Genomic DNA, 15819 nt, shown 5'->3' with positions numbered 1-15819 from the left:
TCAGACAGCGAGTCCAATCAAAGCAACCCCAGCGGCCATAAGTACGGCGGCCCCCAGCCGTCGTATCCAGTTGCCTTCCTTCAGGAAGATGAACCCGATCAGCGCAGCAAAGATGACTGAGGTTTCCCGCAGCGCCGAGACCGCGCCCAGTGGTGCAAAGTTCTTAGCATACAGCACCAGCCCATAGGCGGTCATCGAAACCAGCCCGCCCAGAATGCCTGTCATCCAGACCTTGGTTGGCAAGTATTTGAGGGTATCGCGTTTCTTAATTCCGACAAAGCCTGCAATGAACAGATGCAGGAAAGCCCCCCAGGCCCAATAGCTGAGCGTATTGCCAGACAGCCGAACGCCGATCCCATCCACAACCGAGTAGATCGAAATGCAGAACCCGGTGCCCAGCGCAAAGCCAAGCGCACTGCGTCCGACCCCCGAGCGCAGCGCTTTCCAGCTGCTCAGCTGAATGCCAAATGCAATCAGTGCAATGCCACCCCATGCCTGCAATGGCAGCACCTCGCCCACCAGAACCATCGCCCAAAGCGAAACCAGCGCCGGAACGATGCCCCGCGCAATGGGGTAGACCACACTCAGATCGCCATGCTGATAGGCTTTGCCCAGCATGAAGTAATACCCGAAATGCACAACGGTCGAGATTAGGATGTAGATAAAGCTTTCAGCACTGGGCAATGGCAGGACCATCACCATCACGGCTGCTGGCAACACGTGGCCCAAAGCAACAAGGCCCAACATCGTCGTGCGATCCGCCGCTGTCTTGACGATGGCGTTCCAAACCGCATGCAGAAGTGCCGCAGACAGAATGATAAGGATGACAAACAGGGTCATGCCCGGACCTTTCCCGCAGATATTATGCGCAAAAAGGGTCAGTGGCCCTATTCACTTGGCGCGATCTCGGCCAAAACGGCGATTTTTGTCAACCCGGATTCAAACCGGCTGCTGACCAAGCCAGCTTTCGATTTGCTCTGCCGGCCCCTGCCAGCCGGGCTCCATAAACAGAAAATGCGCGTGGTCCTGAACCAGCAAAAAGGTCCCACGTTCCCCGTACCGCTCTGCCAAGGCGCGGCAGGTATCGGGGTTAACCGCCCGGTCTTCTGCACCGGAAACGACTAGAACCGGGCAGTCGACCTTTTCGAAATCGACCTTTATCGCGTGATCGTCGTCGAACATCCAAAAGAACATTTCGAACATCACGCGCCCACTTTCGGCCCCCAGTTGATCGAACACAGCATGCTGTTGAGCCTCGTCCATTTTATTAAGCGCAAATGGCGCCATCAGGTCGAATTCGACACGCATGGGCTGTTTCCAGAAGGCCCCACCTTCCATCAACGCCCGCGGCACGGCGCGTTCGTCGTCGGTTTCCGGCAAAGTGCCCCAGGGTGCATTGGGGTTAATCAACACAATAGCACTGGCAAGACCGCGCGCGGCCACCTGTTGCGCAACCACACCCGCGATGGCGTGGCCCAGCAGAACCGGCTTGCTGCCCAAGCCCTGCACAAATTCCGCTATGTCATTGGTATAATCCAACACGCTTGTCTCAGTCAGCCCGGGGTCAGGGTCTGCTTTCGGATCACCGCCATGGTGACGCAAGGCTGGTGTATGTACGGTCCAGCCCCGATCCCGAAAGAAAGTTGCGTAATCCTGCATGCACCAGGGTCCGGCAAACGCCCCATGAATCAGAACAATTTCTTTTGGCATCGAAATCTCCTGTGGCTCTGCGATCAGTATGAACATCCGGTAAGATGTTACAACAGCCCGTGATCCCTGTTGCAGGACGCAGGTCAGGTCCTAAGATCGGGACTATGAGCTTTGTAACCGACAACCAACTGCCCCTGCTGATCCTGTTTTTTGTGATAGGGTCGATCGGTACGGCGTTTCTGTTCCGCAAACCAGCCGGGCATCGGGCGTGGAAACTGGCCGACCTGGTTTGGGTCGTTCTGGGCGGCATCGGGGCGTTAGTTGCGGTTATGGCCGGGCTTTACACCTCCGACAGCTCTCGGCTGGATCGTCAGATCGACGTGGCCTATGCGGCCACTCTGGCCTTTGATCGCGACGCGGCACGGTTTCGCCTGCGCTTTTGTGATCCAGCCTTTGACCCGGATACGGCTGTTTTATGCGACAAAGTCGAGTTCCTGTCGGCTTCAACCGCCAGCAATTCTGAACTGCCGTTGTTCATTGCCGTCACCAATGAGGTCGCCCCATTACAAGGCCTGCATTTCCTGTTCGGACGTCAAGCCAATGATGACATGGATGAAATGCGCAGCGCTGCCGCGCAGGCTGACGCCTTCGATATTGACCAGTTTCTGGTCTTCACCTCGCTGGACGACGAAACGCAAACCGCCATCGACAATATGCGCCGGAAAGTACCGGCCATTGCCGGGGACTACCTGATTCTGGCCCAAAGTTATGATGATCTGATCGATCAGGTCGGTAAATTGAAAGACGAGTGGGAATATTTGCAGGCCAACGCCCACATTCTGGTTCTGCAAATCGTAGCTTTGTGCCTTGTCAGCTTTGCAGCCCCGTTCCGGTTGGGGAAATCGCTGGTCGAGCTACGTACGACACTTATCGCCGATACGCCTGTGCCAACACCTGCGGATCCGTCCCCAGAAAGTAACGCAGCAGAGTCCACAGGTTCCGACTACCCCGCCGAATCCAGCCCGCCTGCTCATACCGCTCCGCGCTTGTAAAGGCCCGCGCATCCAGAAGTGTGATCCGGGGCAATCGACGCGCTAGGGCGACGTCTTCCATCAAGGGTTGGTCTGGAAAACCGCCTGCGGCATGGTAGACATCACGCGGCACCAAAAGCCCCTGATCCCCATATGGCAGCCCGAACACCCGGCTGCGCAGATTGGCCCAGCCCGAGACCCATCCCGGCGCAATACCCCGCGCTTTAAACGCCAATCGAAAGGCCGCAGGTCCGTTGCTGGATAGATGGGCGCTTACCGCCTCGCTCCAGCCGTTTTCCAATACAGTGTCAGCATGCAGGATCAGCAACCAATCTCCATTGGGCTCTGCGCACCCTCGGCGCAATTGCCCGCCGCGTGACGGCGTGCCTGTGACAACCCTTGCTCCGGCCTCTTCCGCGATCTCTAGTGTTAGGTCGTTAGATCCGCCATCGCTGATGATCAGGTCCCGGATCAGCCCGGCATGCAGTCCTTCCATCAATGCGCCAAGGCACTCGGGCAAGGCATCGGCAGCGTTTAGGGTCGGAATAACAACAGAGATCGGGGCTGGCACGTCTGATACCCTCTGGTCTTGGCGGCGGATCTTCCTATATCACGAGGCCAAGGGAAATGACGAGGACCAAGCCATGCCCACCCGCCGCATCCTGCGCCTGACCGGCTCGGACACCGAAAGTTTTTTGCAGGACCTGATCACCAATGACATTCAGGGTTTGGATGACGGGCTGGTATATGCCGCGCTGTTGACGCCGCAAGGCAAGTATCTGGCCGACTTTTTCCTCAAGCGCGATGGCGATGGCGTTCTGCTGGACGCGGCCGAGCACCTTGCCGATGATCTGATCAAACGTCTGAACATGTACAAACTGCGAGCAGACGTGGCCATCGAAAGCACCGATATGAACCTGCAGCGCGGAACCGGCTCCTCGCCCGAGAGTGCCCTGCCCGACCCGCGGCACCCTGACATGGGCTGGCGCATGTATTCTGCGGCACCCGAACAGGATGATGGCACCGATTTCGATGCACTGCGTGTGCAACACTGTATTCCCGAAGCGGGTACTGAGCTGACCCAGGACAGCTATATCCTCGAATCTGGGTTCGAAGCGCTGAACGGCGTGGATTTCAAGAAGGGCTGTTATGTAGGTCAGGAAGTGACCGCGCGCATGAAGCACAAGACCGAATTGCGCAAGGGCCTGCGCCGCGTTGTTATCGACGGCACCGCGCCCGTGGGGACCGAGATCACAGCTAATGGCAAAACGGCAGGCACCCTGTTCACTCAGTCCGGGGGCCACGCGATTGCCTATCTGCGTTTTGACCGCGCTGGCGGCGAAATGCAGGCGGGCGAGGCCACGGTGCGACTGACCGACTAAGCGCTGCTTGTTGCCTAATCAGCACGACCCCCTCGTCGACACACATCGCCAAGTTTGAACCTGTTCCCCAGCCCTGCCAAACTGAGGGAAACAGGTCAAACCGGATACACCCATGTTTCGACTATATTCCGCGATCTGGCGGGCCAGTGCCGGGCGGCAGATCATCCTTATCGTGCTGTCCATCGCCATTGCGGCGCTTGCCGCCGTTCCGCTGGAGTTTCAGCGCGACATCGTCAACCACCTGACGGCAGATGATGTCGGCACTGAAAAGCTGATCCAATTGGGTATTGGTATGATGGCCGTTATCCTGCTGAGCCTTGGGCTGAAATGGATCCTTGGATACCGGGCTGGCACTTTGGGTGAAGACATGATCCGACTGATCCGGCAGCGCCTGCTATGGCGTTCAACCGATCTGAAGGAAACGGGCGCGGACCTGCGCAAAGGCACCATGACCACGGCCATTTCCGCCGAGGCTGAAGAGTTGGGAAAGTTTGCGGGCGGCGCTTTCTCGGATCCGGTGGTTCAGATTGGAACGTTGATCAGCGTGATCGGCTATATTTCATCCACGCAACCCGGGCTCGGGCTGATCGCCTTCTCGATGATTGTGCCGCAGATCATTATCGTTCTGGTGTCACAACGCAAAGTGAACACTTTCGTGGCAGAGCGCGTCCGCATCCTGCGCGGCGCCACAGACCGGCTGACGACCGAGGATATCGAAGCGGTCGAGCGGGACATCAACACCATGTTTGACGAAATTTATCACACACGGCGACGTATGTTCCTGTGGAAACTGTCGGCCAAATTCCTGCTGAGCGTGATCAATGGGGCCGGTACCGTCGGTATTCTGATGCTGGGCGGTTATCTGGTGTTACAGGGGAAAACGGATGTGGGCACCGTTGTGGCCGCCACCAGTGGCCTTAGCCGAATTCAGGGGCCGACCGCATTTCTGATCGCTTTTTATCGCCAGGTCAGCGCCAATCGCATCAAGTATGAACTAATGCTGGAACTGTTTGGCCCCGACCCAACACGGTATCGTTACCGCCCTAACGCGTAAAAAAACCGCGCGGCGGGTGCCTGCGCGGTCTCTTTCACAAAGTGACGGAACGTCACGCACGTTCGGAATATTCCATCGTTTCGGTGTTCACGACGATCATTTCGTCCTGACCGATGAAAGGAGGCACCATGACTTTCACGCCATTGTCCAGCACCGCAGGCTTGAACGAGTTTGCAGCGGTCTGGCCTTTGACGACCGGCTCGGTCTCGACAATTTGGCAGGTCACTTTCTGCGGCAGCGTCGCGTTCAGCGCCTCGCTTTCGTAGAATTCAACGACAATGGTCATGCCATCCTGAAGGAACGGGCGACGTTCGCCCAGCAAATCTGCCGGCAATTCAATCTGTTCGTAGGTTTCTGCATCCATGAACACCAACATCCCATCGGATTCGTACAGGAATTGCTGATCTTTCTGCTCAAGGCGAACACGCTCGACCTTGTCCGCAGACCGGAAGCGCTCGTTGAGTTTTGAGCCATTGCGCAGGTTGCGCAGTTCGACCTGAGCAAACGCCCCACCCTTGCCCGGTTTTACGTGGTCAACCTTGACCGCTGCCCACAGGCCGTCGTTATGCTCAAGCACATTGCCGGGGCGAATTTCGTTCCCATTTATCTTGGGCATTACATAAATCCTTCACAAACGGTTGATGCATCAGTTGCGGTCCCTATATCTGGCGGGATCACACCTGACAAGACAACGACACCTAGTGCTGCACTTGCAGCAAGCCATGCAAGTGACGCAACGCAACTATGCATTTTAGCTGTATCCGAATCGCACCTAATAGGTCATAAGGACCCTCACGCCGAAAATGCAAGAGCAAGAACAACAAGGAAGACGAGATGAGAGATTTCGTTGACGGCACTGCCTTTAACAACGAGCAAGGCAATCGTGCGCGCAAACTTTTCGCGGCCGTTGTGTTGGCTGCACTCGATGACGCTATCGCCGATGACAAGAAATACGGCAATGGCCCCGAACAAATCGCCCGCTGGGCACGTTCGCGCGATGGGCGTGAAGTTCTGTCCTGCGCGGGTATTGACCCGAACGAGCGGGTTGTCAGCGGACTGATGGAGTTCGTTGGTCGCGGTGTACGGACCTCGGTCGCACTGTCCCGTGAAGAAAGCGAGCGCCGCAACGCCGCTCAGCACGCAGAAGCCGCCTGAACTTAAGCGAGTTCGAACAGAAAAAACGCGCTCTGTCCGCCAGAGCGCGTTTTTCTATGCTCTGCCGCGATGTCCAAAAGGCTAGAAAAACAACAACCACTGCCGTGCCACCCAAACTTCGGCCAGCAGCATGACGCCAAACATGGACTTGCCCCAGACAGACAGACCGCGCTGCCACAGTGCGACATACGCAGCAAGACAAACTGCGGCAGAAACCGGAGCCACCCATAATGCGTGATGGCTGCTGTCCCAATAGCTGACCGGGCTGTGAAACACCCAATCGCTCAAAGGCCAGAATTGAGGTCTCCCGTCGCCCGCATGCAGCACAAAATCTGTCGCTAGGTGCAACAAACCTGCCGCTGCTCCGACAGCCACGGCGTGCCAGCCACGCCAAACTGCCAGCAACTGTGCAATCCCCCAAAGGATAAAGGAGTTGTCGATCGCAAAGACGGTTTGCCAGGCCCGCGAATAGTACAGTTGCCCGAAGACCACTTGTTCCGGAATGCCCAATACAAACAACGACACTCCCACCATGAGATACAGGGACAAATCCGGCAGCACTGCCCCCAGCATTGCAGCCAACAAGATACGGCCCTGCGGCGGTCGGGCAAAAGCGGCGGCCCCGATCAAAAGATGCGCTGGTGTGTTCATCCAGGTCTTTCCCTTCCGGCTCAAATCAAGTCATCTGCGCCTCGACATATAGGAGACAACCCATGGTTCGCGCCATCATGATTCAAGGCACTGGCAGCAATGTCGGAAAATCGGTTCTTGTGGCCGGGCTTGCGCGCGCCTTTACGCGCCGGGGTATGCGGGTTGCTCCGTTCAAGCCACAAAACATGTCAAACAATGCGGCCGTCACCGAAAACGGGGGCGAGATTGGCCGCGCGCAGGCGCTTCAGGCCCGTGCAGCGAAGCGGGCGACCCACACAGATATGAACCCCATTCTGCTGAAGCCCGAGACGGACACCGGTGCTCAGATCATCGTTCAAGGGCAGCGCGCGGGTACGATGAAGGCCGGGGACTACCGTAAGGATAAGTCCAAGCTGCTGGGGGCCGCGCTGGAAAGCTTTGACCGGCTTTGTGCGGATGCGGATCTGGTGCTGATCGAAGGTGCGGGCAGCCCGGCTGAGACCAATCTACGCAAGGGTGACATCGCCAATATGGGTTTTGCCTGCGCCGCAGGTATTCCCGTGGTTCTGGTCGGTGATATTCATCGTGGCGGCGTGATCGCACAGATCGTTGGCACACAGGCTGTGCTGGACGGTGGCGATCTGGCGCAGATCCGGGGTTTTGCTGTCAACCGGTTCAAAGGGGACGTGTCTTTGTTTGAGGAAGGGCGTGACGACATCGCCGCCCGCACTGGTTGGCCCTGCTTGGGTGTCGTGCCCTGGTTCCATGACGCGTGGAAACTGCCTGCTGAGGATATGATGGACATTCGCTCTCATACCGGCGGCACGTGCAAGGTGGTTGTGCCTCAGCTGGAACGGATGGCCAATTTTGACGACCTTGATCCGCTGTCCGCTGAACCAGACGTGAGTGTCGAGATCATCCCAGCCGGACGCCCCCTGCCCGGTGATGCCGATCTGGTTCTGCTGCCGGGCAGCAAATCCACCATCGGGGATCTGGCCTATTTTCGAGCGCAGGGTTGGGACATCGACCTTTACGGCCACGTGCGGCGTGGCGGGCACGTTCTGGGCCTGTGCGGCGGCTATCAAATGCTGGGAAGAACCATTTCTGACCCGTATGGCGTCGACGGCAGACCCGGCAAGGTCGAAGGCTTGGGGTTGCTGGATGTCGACACTGTGATGGGCGGACAAAAGCAAGTCATTTTACGCTCGGCCCATGCCCTGCCCGACCGCGATCCGGTCAGCGGGTATGAAATCCATATGGGACACACTGAAGGACCTGATTGTGACCGTGCATGGCTGGAGGTCGAAGGCAAACCAGAAGGTGCCGCCAGCGCCAACGGACGGATCAAGGGCAGCTATTTGCACGGTATCTTTTCGTCTGACACGTTCCGCGCGCGTTACCTTTCAACGCTGGGCGTGACCTCGAACGTCGCTTATGAGGATGGCGTCGAACAGGTTCTGGATGACTTGGCAGATCATTTGGAACGCCATATGAATCTTGATCTGCTGCTGAGCCTCTCCCAGCCCCCTAGGCGCAGCTAGGCGTTACTCCAGATCTTTTGCGGCTAGGGCACGTGCAATCTCGCGCCGGACCATCTTGCGCACATTCCGCGTGATCCGCTCGCCCATCGTGCCCTGCAGCTCTTGCCGGACAACTTCTGCGATCAGGGCGCGCAGATCCTCTTCATCCATGTCGATACTTCTGTCATCGACTGCAGGCTCTGCGATCACCTCGGTCTCGGTCCTCGGCGCGCGGATGAACTCAGCTTGAACGTGTGCGTCGCCCTCATCGTCGGACGCGTCAGCTTGCTCAATGTCAATGGAACCGACGGCCTCGGCTGCGGCAAATTCTGCTTCTACGTTCCACGGCAAAGACTGCGACGGTGTGCCCGAGTAAGCATCTTCGCTGTCGCCATCCGGTTCCCATTGATCTTCTGTTTGTGCAATGGCAGCTTCCAACGCTTCGATCTTAGCGCTTAAGCTTGTTGCGGCATCCGCAGACTGAGTAGGTTTAGGCGCATCGGCCGCGTCCTCTGCGGCGTTGGCCGGCTTACCGGCCTGCACAATATCGCAGGCCCGCAGCAACATGGGTTTCGCCGAGTCGGACATCTTGAGGTCTGAGTCGGTCTGGGTGGGAACCCCATTGGTCTGCTTGGGCGTGCTGACACGCAAAGCATCCGTCAGAACCAGCCGCCCCGGCTTTCTCGATACAGGCTGTTGATCCGAGACGGATTTATCGCGGTTGTCTTCGCTTACCAGACGTTTGACCGAAGACAGAACGTCTTCGATCCCTGCTTTTACGACGTTATCAGTCATTGTTCTCTACCGCTCTATCCTTGGATCGAGTGTAGCCAAACAATCCCAACCTCACAACAAATAGTATGGCCGATCAGTCCCGACGCAACGCTTTGAGGACGCGATCCAGATCTTTGCTCTGTTTGCTGACCTGTGCCGGTGCCTTTTTGACCAGGTTGTAATACAAGGTTGGATCGTAAATCTGCACAGCCAAACCCAGACGTTCAGCCGTCAGCAGACCCTGAGCCTGCAACAATTGGTATGCCGCGCGCGAGCGTTCAGTGCGTGAAGCAACTTCGGCCAATTGCGCATCCAGCAAATCCTGCTGAGCGTTCAGCACATCCAAAGTTGTCCGCGCGCCCAGTGTTGCCTCTTCGCGAATCCCGTCAAACGCCACTTGCGAGGCACGAACCCGTTCAGTCGATGCCCTGAGGCTGGCGCTGGCCGCCTGGAACGCCGCATAACGGTCAGTCACGCCCTGCGTGATGTTTTTTTGGACATTCAACAGGTTCGCGCGTGACGCATCCCGAGTCGCCATTGCGCGACGTATATTCGCAGCCAACCGACCACCTGCATAAATGGGCTGGTTGAAGTTCAGCGAGATAGTCGCATCGTTGATATAGTCGTCGTTGTCATAGCTTTCCGTCACACCCGCGTCAGCGTTCAGGCTTACATTCGGACCAAGATTGGCCCGCTGCTGTTGCACGATCAGATCAAAAGCGCGCACCTGATGCTGCGCTGACAGAATCGCGGGATGGTTGCGCTGCGCCAGACTGACGGCCTCAGCCTCGGACCGCGGCAGGTTGGGCAGACTCGGCTGTCCCGCTGTACGCCCCGGTGCCTTCCCGACCGCGTTTACATATTCTGCCTGCGCGATGCTCAGCTCACCACGCGCGACCGCCAAATCCGCCTGCGAGTTCGCCAACTGCGCTTCGGACAAAGCAACGTCCGTGCGTGTGACCTCGCCAACCTCAAAGCGATCATTCGATGCTCTGAGTTCTTCGGCCGAAACCTCGACGTTGTTTTGGCGGATCCCCACGGTTTCTTCCTGCAGCAACACGCCCAGATAGGCATTTGCCGCACGGATCAGAACCTGTTGCTCGATGTCGATCAGAGTTTGTCGCGTCGACAACACGGTTTCCTGCGCAGATTGCTTGCCCAGAATCGAAGCCCCACCGTCATACAGAAGCTGACCCAGGGTCAGACCCGTAAAAAACCGCGACGGTTCATTGGTTGTGACCACATTGCTGGTCCGACTGCGGGTATAATCCTGGCTAACCTGCACCGTCCAGTTGATGATCGGCCGCAACGCCGACAACGCAATGGCCACATCTTCATCCGCAGCCCGCAAAAGTGCCCGGTTCTGCTCCAGCAAACCGCTTGTATTATACGCACCGATGAAGGCGTCTGTTATGTTATCAGCCCACGCTGCACGCCCTGGCATTACGCTCATGGCAAGCCCTGCGGTCACTGCGAATGCCTTGACCAGCCTGCCTGTCGCTGAACCACGCATACCGAAATCCTCTCAAAACGAAATTACACTGCCCTGCAGGCAGTTTGCGGCCTTGTTTTCAACTAATCAAGGCGGAAGGAAAATCTATCGGCGGACTATAGCGAAAATGCACACTCAGCCGAAAAACTCTCCAAGACCGGCGCGCTGGCGTTGAATGCGTCGCGCCAGCTGACCTGACCGCCAGACTTCCGACCAATCCGCACCGTCCCCAAGTTGCCGTCGACAAACAAGCACGCGATTCGGCCGTGCTCCTTGAGTTGATCCAGCAAACCTTCGGGGATTTGCTCGACACCGCCCTGCACCATGATCACGTCGTACGGGCCATGTTCGGCAACACCCTGCTCCAGCGGACCCACATGAATGATGGCATTATCAACATCTGCTTCGGCCAGAAGGCTTTGCGCCTCAGCCGCCAGTGCCTCGTTACTTTCCACTCCAACGACCAACTGCGCCATGCGCGCGGCCACCGCCATGGAATACCCCATGGCCGGCGCGATATCGAGAACCATCTCATCATTCGAAATGTTCAACGCATCCAGCATCTTGGCCAGTGTCCGCGGCTCAATCATAGCGCGCCCCTCGCCCATATCGATCAGACCGTCGACATAGGCAGCTTCACGCTGAGCATCTGGAACAAAATTTTCGCGTGGCACGCTCAACATTGCTTCGATGATCGGGAATTTGGTGACATCAGAGGGTCGGACCTGTGTATCAACCATTGTGCGGCGCCGGGTTGCGAAATCTGTCATTGGATATCTCGTCTCATTCCCATAGATGTCCGGCTTGTGCCACATCCTGACCCGACCAGCAACGGCCCTGTTGCCGCAACCCAGCCAAGGTGTCGAAATAATCCGGCGCCAGCTCATGCGAAATTCATTCTTGTCGCCAAATTTGCACGCAATCCACTGGACGCCCTCCTGGAAAGCTGCTAAAACCCCACGCACACCACGACAAGTATTTGATTTTACTTGAAAAGGCGAGTTGGCGGAGTGGTGACGCAGCGGATTGCAAATCCGTGTACACCGGTTCGATTCCGGTACTCGCCTCCACAACATCTTGTTTCCACGTTAGCATTGAGTTTTCGAAGCTTGTGAACGTAGCATTTTGCGTGATTGTCCTGGCATATGGGTTTCATTAAAACCGCAACCCAAACAAACAAGAATTGATGCCCTGAGGCATGCGATGAGGCAACGACCCAAGTATTTGAAGTGAGATGCAATGGGCGGGGGCCTAAATGCACATAGTCGCGTGAGTAACATTATGTCAAAATTTGGGTCGTAATCGAAATTTCATGACAATGAATGCGGGATGAACTAAAGGTTTATTTCAGAATAAGTAATAAGTTCTGGACGTCTAGTGGAACACATAGCCTTTACCTTCGAGATGGGGGTCGTTTGCGCCCTTCTCGCCTTCACAGTTTTCCTATTTGTGTCCGAGGTCGTCAGAATCGACCTTTCCGCCATACTGGTTTTGGTTCTTGTCGGCTTGCTAAGCTACGCACCCGGCCTAGAAAATCTGGCGGATGTGCCGCGTCTGTTTGATGGGTTTGCGTCAAACGCGGTCATTTCGATCATTGCGGTCATGATCGTTGGTGCTGGATTGGACAAAACCGGCATCATGAACAAAGTTGCGGCCGTTATTCTGAAGTACGGCGGCAAATCGGAAAGCCGCGTGCTGCCGATCATCTCGGGAACTGTTGGCGTCATTTCTTCCTTCATGCAAAACGTTGGCGCTGCGGCCTTGTTCCTGCCAGTTGTCAGCCGGATATCGACGAGATCGGGCATACCGCTGTCGCGCCTGCTTATGCCGATGGGGTTCTGCGCGATCCTGGGGGGGACGATGACGATGGTGGGGTCCTCACCGCTGATCTTGCTCAACGACCTGATCCAAACGGCCAATGACGGCTTGCCGGACAATCAGAAAATGCAGCCGTTCGGGCTGTTCTCGGTAACACCGATTGGGGCGGTGCTGATCCTGACAGGCATCGGGTACTTTCTGCTGCTGGGACGCTGGGTTCTTCCTGTGCAGGAAGGGGCCGACAATACGGGCACCGGTCAGGGCACACAAGAGTATTTGCAGCGGGTCTACGGGCTAAAGGCAGATGTGTTCGAAGTTGTTGTGCCTGCAGACAGCCCGCTGGTCGGGCAGATCCTGGCCGATATCAACCATGAGAACCACCTGTACATCATTTCAACTTTCTATCGTGGCAAAACGTCAATGGTTCAGGTTCTGACCGCTGAAATCGCAGCCCCTTGTCGGCTGGCGATTGTCGGACGGCGTGGCGAGGTAGAGGTTTTTGCGAAGAAATTCGGCTTAACAGTTCTTCCCGATCTGGATGTTTTTGTTGAGGAGTTCGCACCCACCAACGCCGGTGTCGCCGAAGTTGTCGTTACCCCCGACAGTAAATTGATCGGCAAATGCCCGCGCGAGCTTTTGTTCCGCAAGACATACGGTATGTCGCTTCTGGCTATTCACAGAGGGGAAGAAACGCTCAGCCACGTAGAGACCGATGATCATCAGTCCACTCAGATCGGGCTGGAAAAGTTTCATGCTGGTGACATGCTGGTCGCACACACGCGGTGGGACAATCTGATGCGGATCACCCGCGATCCGGATTTCGTTGTGGTCACAAGCGATTTCCCGCAGGAGGAATTGAGACCTCAGAAAGTCGGGTGGGCGCTTGCTTTTTTCGCTATTTCAATATGCCTGATCCTGTTTACCGACGTACGCCTTTCGCTTTGTCTTCTCACAGGGGCAGCTGGCATGATGCTGAGCCGCGTTCTCAGCGTGGATGAGGCTTACCGTGCCGTTGGATGGAACACTGTTTTCCTGCTTGCCTGCCTCATACCTTTGGGACAGGCGGTGCAAAATACCGGCACAGCCGCATGGATCGCACAGCAGATCATGGTCATTCTCGACGGCTGGCCGCTTTGGTCGCTTCAAGCGGGCATTGCTGTTCTGGCAACGGCGTTTTCATTGGTCATGTCGAATGTTGGCGCCACCGTTCTGCTCGTACCGCTGGCTGTGTCCATTGCAGTGGCTGCCGGAGGCAACCCTGCAGTCTTTGCGCTGACCGTTGCCATTTCCACCTCGAACAGCTTCATCATCCCGACCCATCAGGTCAATGCGCTGATCATGGGTCCGGCAGGGTACAAGGTCATGGATTTCGTCCGTTCAGGCGGCATCATGACCGCGCTGTTCCTTGTCGTTTCATTGGTGATGATCAACGTTATGTACTAGCGCGGCAATCGGGGCCGGATTTCTGGGCTGGCCCACCCCGATTGCCGATTACATTTCGTTGGAAAGGTTAGCTTGAACCTCTACGCCGAGCCCCGGCCTTGCGGGACAACCTCATACCCCGGCTCTTCCGGTTCATCATCTTCCATCTCCGGCGGGAAACCGGGGGCTGTGATGTCCAAACCAGTCGCCTCTTCCAGACGTTTGATGATATTCGGCGACAGCTCGCGATCGCCATACCGGGCAATGCCATCTTCAAAAATCTTGATCATGACCGGATTCATTTCCAGAGGCACCCCGGCGCGGTCCGCTACCTCTTGAAACAGACCAATGTCCTTTTTCACCAAGTCCATAGTGAAGGAGATGTCGCGCGAACCATTCAGTATGACCTGACTTTCCGTTTCATGCACAAAGGACGTACCGGACGAGATTTTTATCGCCTCATATGTCGTGTTGAGATCCATGCCCGCCGCCTTTGCCGTGACCAGCGCTTCGGCGCAAGTGATCAGGTTGGCTGTGGCCAGATAGTTGGTCAGCACCTTCAAAACCGAGGCAGAGCCCAATTCACCCGTGTGCAAAACACGCCGTCCCATGGTGGTCAGAAACGGCAGAATCCGCTCAAAAGTCGCACGGTCACATCCCGCGAAGATCGAGATATTGCCGGTGGCCGCCCGATGGCACCCGCCCGAAACCGGGCAGTCCACTGCCGCGCCTCCGCGTTCGATCACCTCGGCCCCCAAACGCTTGACCTCGGCCTCATCGGTTGTCGACATCTCCATCCAGATTTTGCCGGGGCCCACTTCGGGCAGCATCTTTTGCATGACCGCATCTGACGCCGCAGGCGATGGCAAGCAGGTGATGACCGCATCGCAATCGCGCATCAACTGTGCCGGGCCTTCGGCTGCCTTTGCGCCAAGGGCGACAAACGCGGCCACCAGATCCGCGTTCAGATCATGTACCGTCAGATCAATACCGTTCCGCAGCAAGGATCCCGAAAGCTTGCCGCCAACGTTTCCCAACCCGATGAATCCTACTTTCATATGTCGCCTCTCCCTGCTGGCTTGTACCTGTCATGCGATCACGGATTTATCTGACCATTCATGCCGCCCAACGACAACCACAGGTCGCTTTTCACACCCGCCTCCTGATGTTACGCGCAACGCGCTTGACAAGCGGGCCAGCAGTGCCGCATGACCCATTCGTTGGTGTCGGCAAGAGCCGATGAAAAGGGAATGCGTCAACGGATCTTCCGCCAAACGCAGCCGCCCCCGCGACCGTGACCGGAGAGGGTGCCCAATGCCACTGGCCTAGGCCGGGAAGGCGGGACATCCGACAGAGGACCCTGACGTACCGGGCCTCTGACATCCGCAAGCCGGGAGACCTGCCAACACCCGAAGTTGAAACCGGGCGGGGTGTTCCGGTATCGGGTCCATGTTGCAACACGTGGCCCGCTTGAAACCCCGTCCCCCGCGAAGAGGATTTGGGGGGATGAGAGACATGACTGAGACCACACCGGTCGAACTGCTGGTCTGCACGACCTGCCGCCGCGGGCTGCCCATCGAAGACGATGCGCAACGCCCCGGCACTTTGCTGCACCAGGCATTGGAACAAGCCGAACTGCCTGAAGGCATCACCCTGAAACCTGTCGAATGCCTTTCGAACTGCGATCAGGGCTGTTCTATCGTGCTGCGCGGTGGCCCCGATCGCTGGACCTTCGTTTACGAAAACCTGAACGAAGTGGACCATGTCGATGTAATCGTCGACGGCGCAACCAAGTATCTGGCCACCGAAGATGGCCTGGTGAAATGGCGCGAGCGCCCTGAACATTTCCGCAAAAACTGCGCTTCGCGCATTCCCCCGATTGGAGCCTGAC

At 57.0% G+C, this 15819-nt stretch carries 15 protein-coding genes, 1 tRNA gene and 1 riboswitch; of the genes, 7 read left to right on the top strand and 9 right to left on the bottom strand.

Features of this window, described 5'->3' with window-relative positions; translation table 11 throughout:
* The 3 genes from ACR3EH_RS16075 to ACR3EH_RS16065 all read right to left on the bottom strand — a co-directional run bounded on the left by ACR3EH_RS16075 (position 1) and on the right by ACR3EH_RS16065 (position 3252).
* Positions 1-840, bottom strand: coding sequence for a DMT family transporter (locus ACR3EH_RS16075; RefSeq protein WP_171186013.1), 840 nt, complete (start codon positions 838-840; stop codon positions 1-3).
* 99 nt (positions 841-939) lie between these two features.
* A complete protein-coding gene (locus ACR3EH_RS16070; protein WP_171186015.1) occupies positions 940-1710 on the bottom strand; it encodes an alpha/beta hydrolase in 771 nt (256 codons plus the stop codon).
* Positions 1711-2577: 867 nt separating this feature from the next.
* Positions 2578-3252 (bottom strand): TIGR04283 family arsenosugar biosynthesis glycosyltransferase, encoded by a 675-nt coding sequence (locus tag ACR3EH_RS16065; protein ID WP_171186016.1) that lies wholly within the window; start codon positions 3250-3252, stop codon positions 2578-2580.
* Between the two features lie 73 nt (positions 3253-3325).
* Here ACR3EH_RS16065 and ygfZ point away from each other — a divergent pair, with 73 nt between their 5' ends.
* Entirely contained in the window at positions 3326-4063 is a 738-nt protein-coding gene (ygfZ, locus tag ACR3EH_RS16060) for a CAF17-like 4Fe-4S cluster assembly/insertion protein YgfZ (protein ID WP_171186018.1), read from the top strand.
* Positions 4064-4175: 112 nt separating this feature from the next.
* Positions 4176-5117 carry an ABC transporter transmembrane domain-containing protein gene (locus ACR3EH_RS16055; RefSeq protein WP_171186020.1) on the top strand — a complete coding sequence of 314 codons (942 nt, stop codon included), beginning with the start codon at positions 4176-4178 and terminating at the stop codon, positions 5115-5117.
* 52 nt (positions 5118-5169) lie between these two features.
* Here the strand turns inward: ACR3EH_RS16055 and efp are convergent, their stop codons facing one another.
* The gene (efp, locus tag ACR3EH_RS16050; RefSeq protein ID WP_170459112.1) at positions 5170-5733 is read right to left on the bottom strand and encodes an elongation factor P; all 564 of its coding nucleotides are present in this window, start codon (positions 5731-5733) and stop codon (positions 5170-5172) included.
* A 218-nt stretch (positions 5734-5951) separates the two neighbouring features.
* Between efp and ACR3EH_RS16045 the strand changes: the two genes are divergently transcribed.
* Positions 5952-6272: a DUF6280 family protein gene (locus ACR3EH_RS16045; protein WP_171090939.1), complete on the top strand. Its 321-nt coding sequence runs from the start codon at positions 5952-5954 to the stop codon at positions 6270-6272.
* Positions 6273-6353: 81 nt separating this feature from the next.
* Here the strand turns inward: ACR3EH_RS16045 and ACR3EH_RS16040 are convergent, their stop codons facing one another.
* Positions 6354-6923 (bottom strand): cobalamin biosynthesis protein CobQ, encoded by a 570-nt coding sequence (locus tag ACR3EH_RS16040; RefSeq protein ID WP_171186022.1) that lies wholly within the window; start codon positions 6921-6923, stop codon positions 6354-6356.
* A 62-nt stretch (positions 6924-6985) separates the two neighbouring features.
* Between ACR3EH_RS16040 and ACR3EH_RS16035 the strand changes: the two genes are divergently transcribed.
* Entirely contained in the window at positions 6986-8443 is a 1458-nt protein-coding gene (locus ACR3EH_RS16035; protein WP_171186023.1) for a cobyric acid synthase, read from the top strand.
* A 3-nt stretch (positions 8444-8446) separates the two neighbouring features.
* Here ACR3EH_RS16035 and ACR3EH_RS16030 read toward each other — a convergent pair whose 3' ends face one another.
* The 3 genes from ACR3EH_RS16030 to ACR3EH_RS16020 form a co-directional block, all read right to left on the bottom strand.
* Positions 8447-9217: a hypothetical protein gene (locus tag ACR3EH_RS16030; RefSeq protein ID WP_171186025.1), complete on the bottom strand. Its 771-nt coding sequence runs from the start codon at positions 9215-9217 to the stop codon at positions 8447-8449.
* A gap of 73 nt (positions 9218-9290) precedes the next feature.
* Positions 9291-10709: a TolC family outer membrane protein gene (locus ACR3EH_RS16025; RefSeq protein WP_171186027.1), complete on the bottom strand. Its 1419-nt coding sequence runs from the start codon at positions 10707-10709 to the stop codon at positions 9291-9293.
* 95 nt (positions 10710-10804) lie between these two features.
* Positions 10805-11458: a protein-L-isoaspartate O-methyltransferase family protein gene (locus tag ACR3EH_RS16020; protein ID WP_171186029.1), complete on the bottom strand. Its 654-nt coding sequence runs from the start codon at positions 11456-11458 to the stop codon at positions 10805-10807.
* Positions 11459-11684: 226 nt separating this feature from the next.
* On the opposite strand from ACR3EH_RS16020, the gene ACR3EH_RS16015 reads away from it, so the two are divergent.
* Together ACR3EH_RS16015 and ACR3EH_RS16010 are read left to right on the top strand one after the other, a co-directional pair.
* Positions 11685-11758 (top strand) — tRNA-Cys (locus tag ACR3EH_RS16015).
* Positions 11759-12092: 334 nt separating this feature from the next.
* Positions 12093-13949 (top strand): SLC13 family permease, encoded by a 1857-nt coding sequence (locus ACR3EH_RS16010; RefSeq protein WP_171186249.1) that lies wholly within the window; start codon positions 12093-12095, stop codon positions 13947-13949.
* Positions 13950-14029: 80 nt separating this feature from the next.
* Here the strand turns inward: ACR3EH_RS16010 and ACR3EH_RS16005 are convergent, their stop codons facing one another.
* Positions 14030-14986, bottom strand: a complete 957-nt coding sequence (locus ACR3EH_RS16005; protein ID WP_171186127.1) for an NAD(P)-dependent oxidoreductase — start codon at positions 14984-14986, stop codon at positions 14030-14032.
* Between the two features lie 146 nt (positions 14987-15132).
* Positions 15133-15349: riboswitch (cobalamin riboswitch) on the top strand.
* Between the two features lie 94 nt (positions 15350-15443).
* Between ACR3EH_RS16005 and ACR3EH_RS16000 the strand changes: the two genes are divergently transcribed.
* The gene (locus ACR3EH_RS16000) at positions 15444-15818 is read left to right on the top strand and encodes a DUF1636 family protein (protein ID WP_171090997.1); all 375 of its coding nucleotides are present in this window, start codon (positions 15444-15446) and stop codon (positions 15816-15818) included.
* Position 15819: the final 1 nt, after the last annotated feature.

This window comes from Ruegeria sp. BG7 (assembly GCF_056535685.1).
This window is presented reverse-complemented; position numbering and strand designations above follow the sequence as displayed.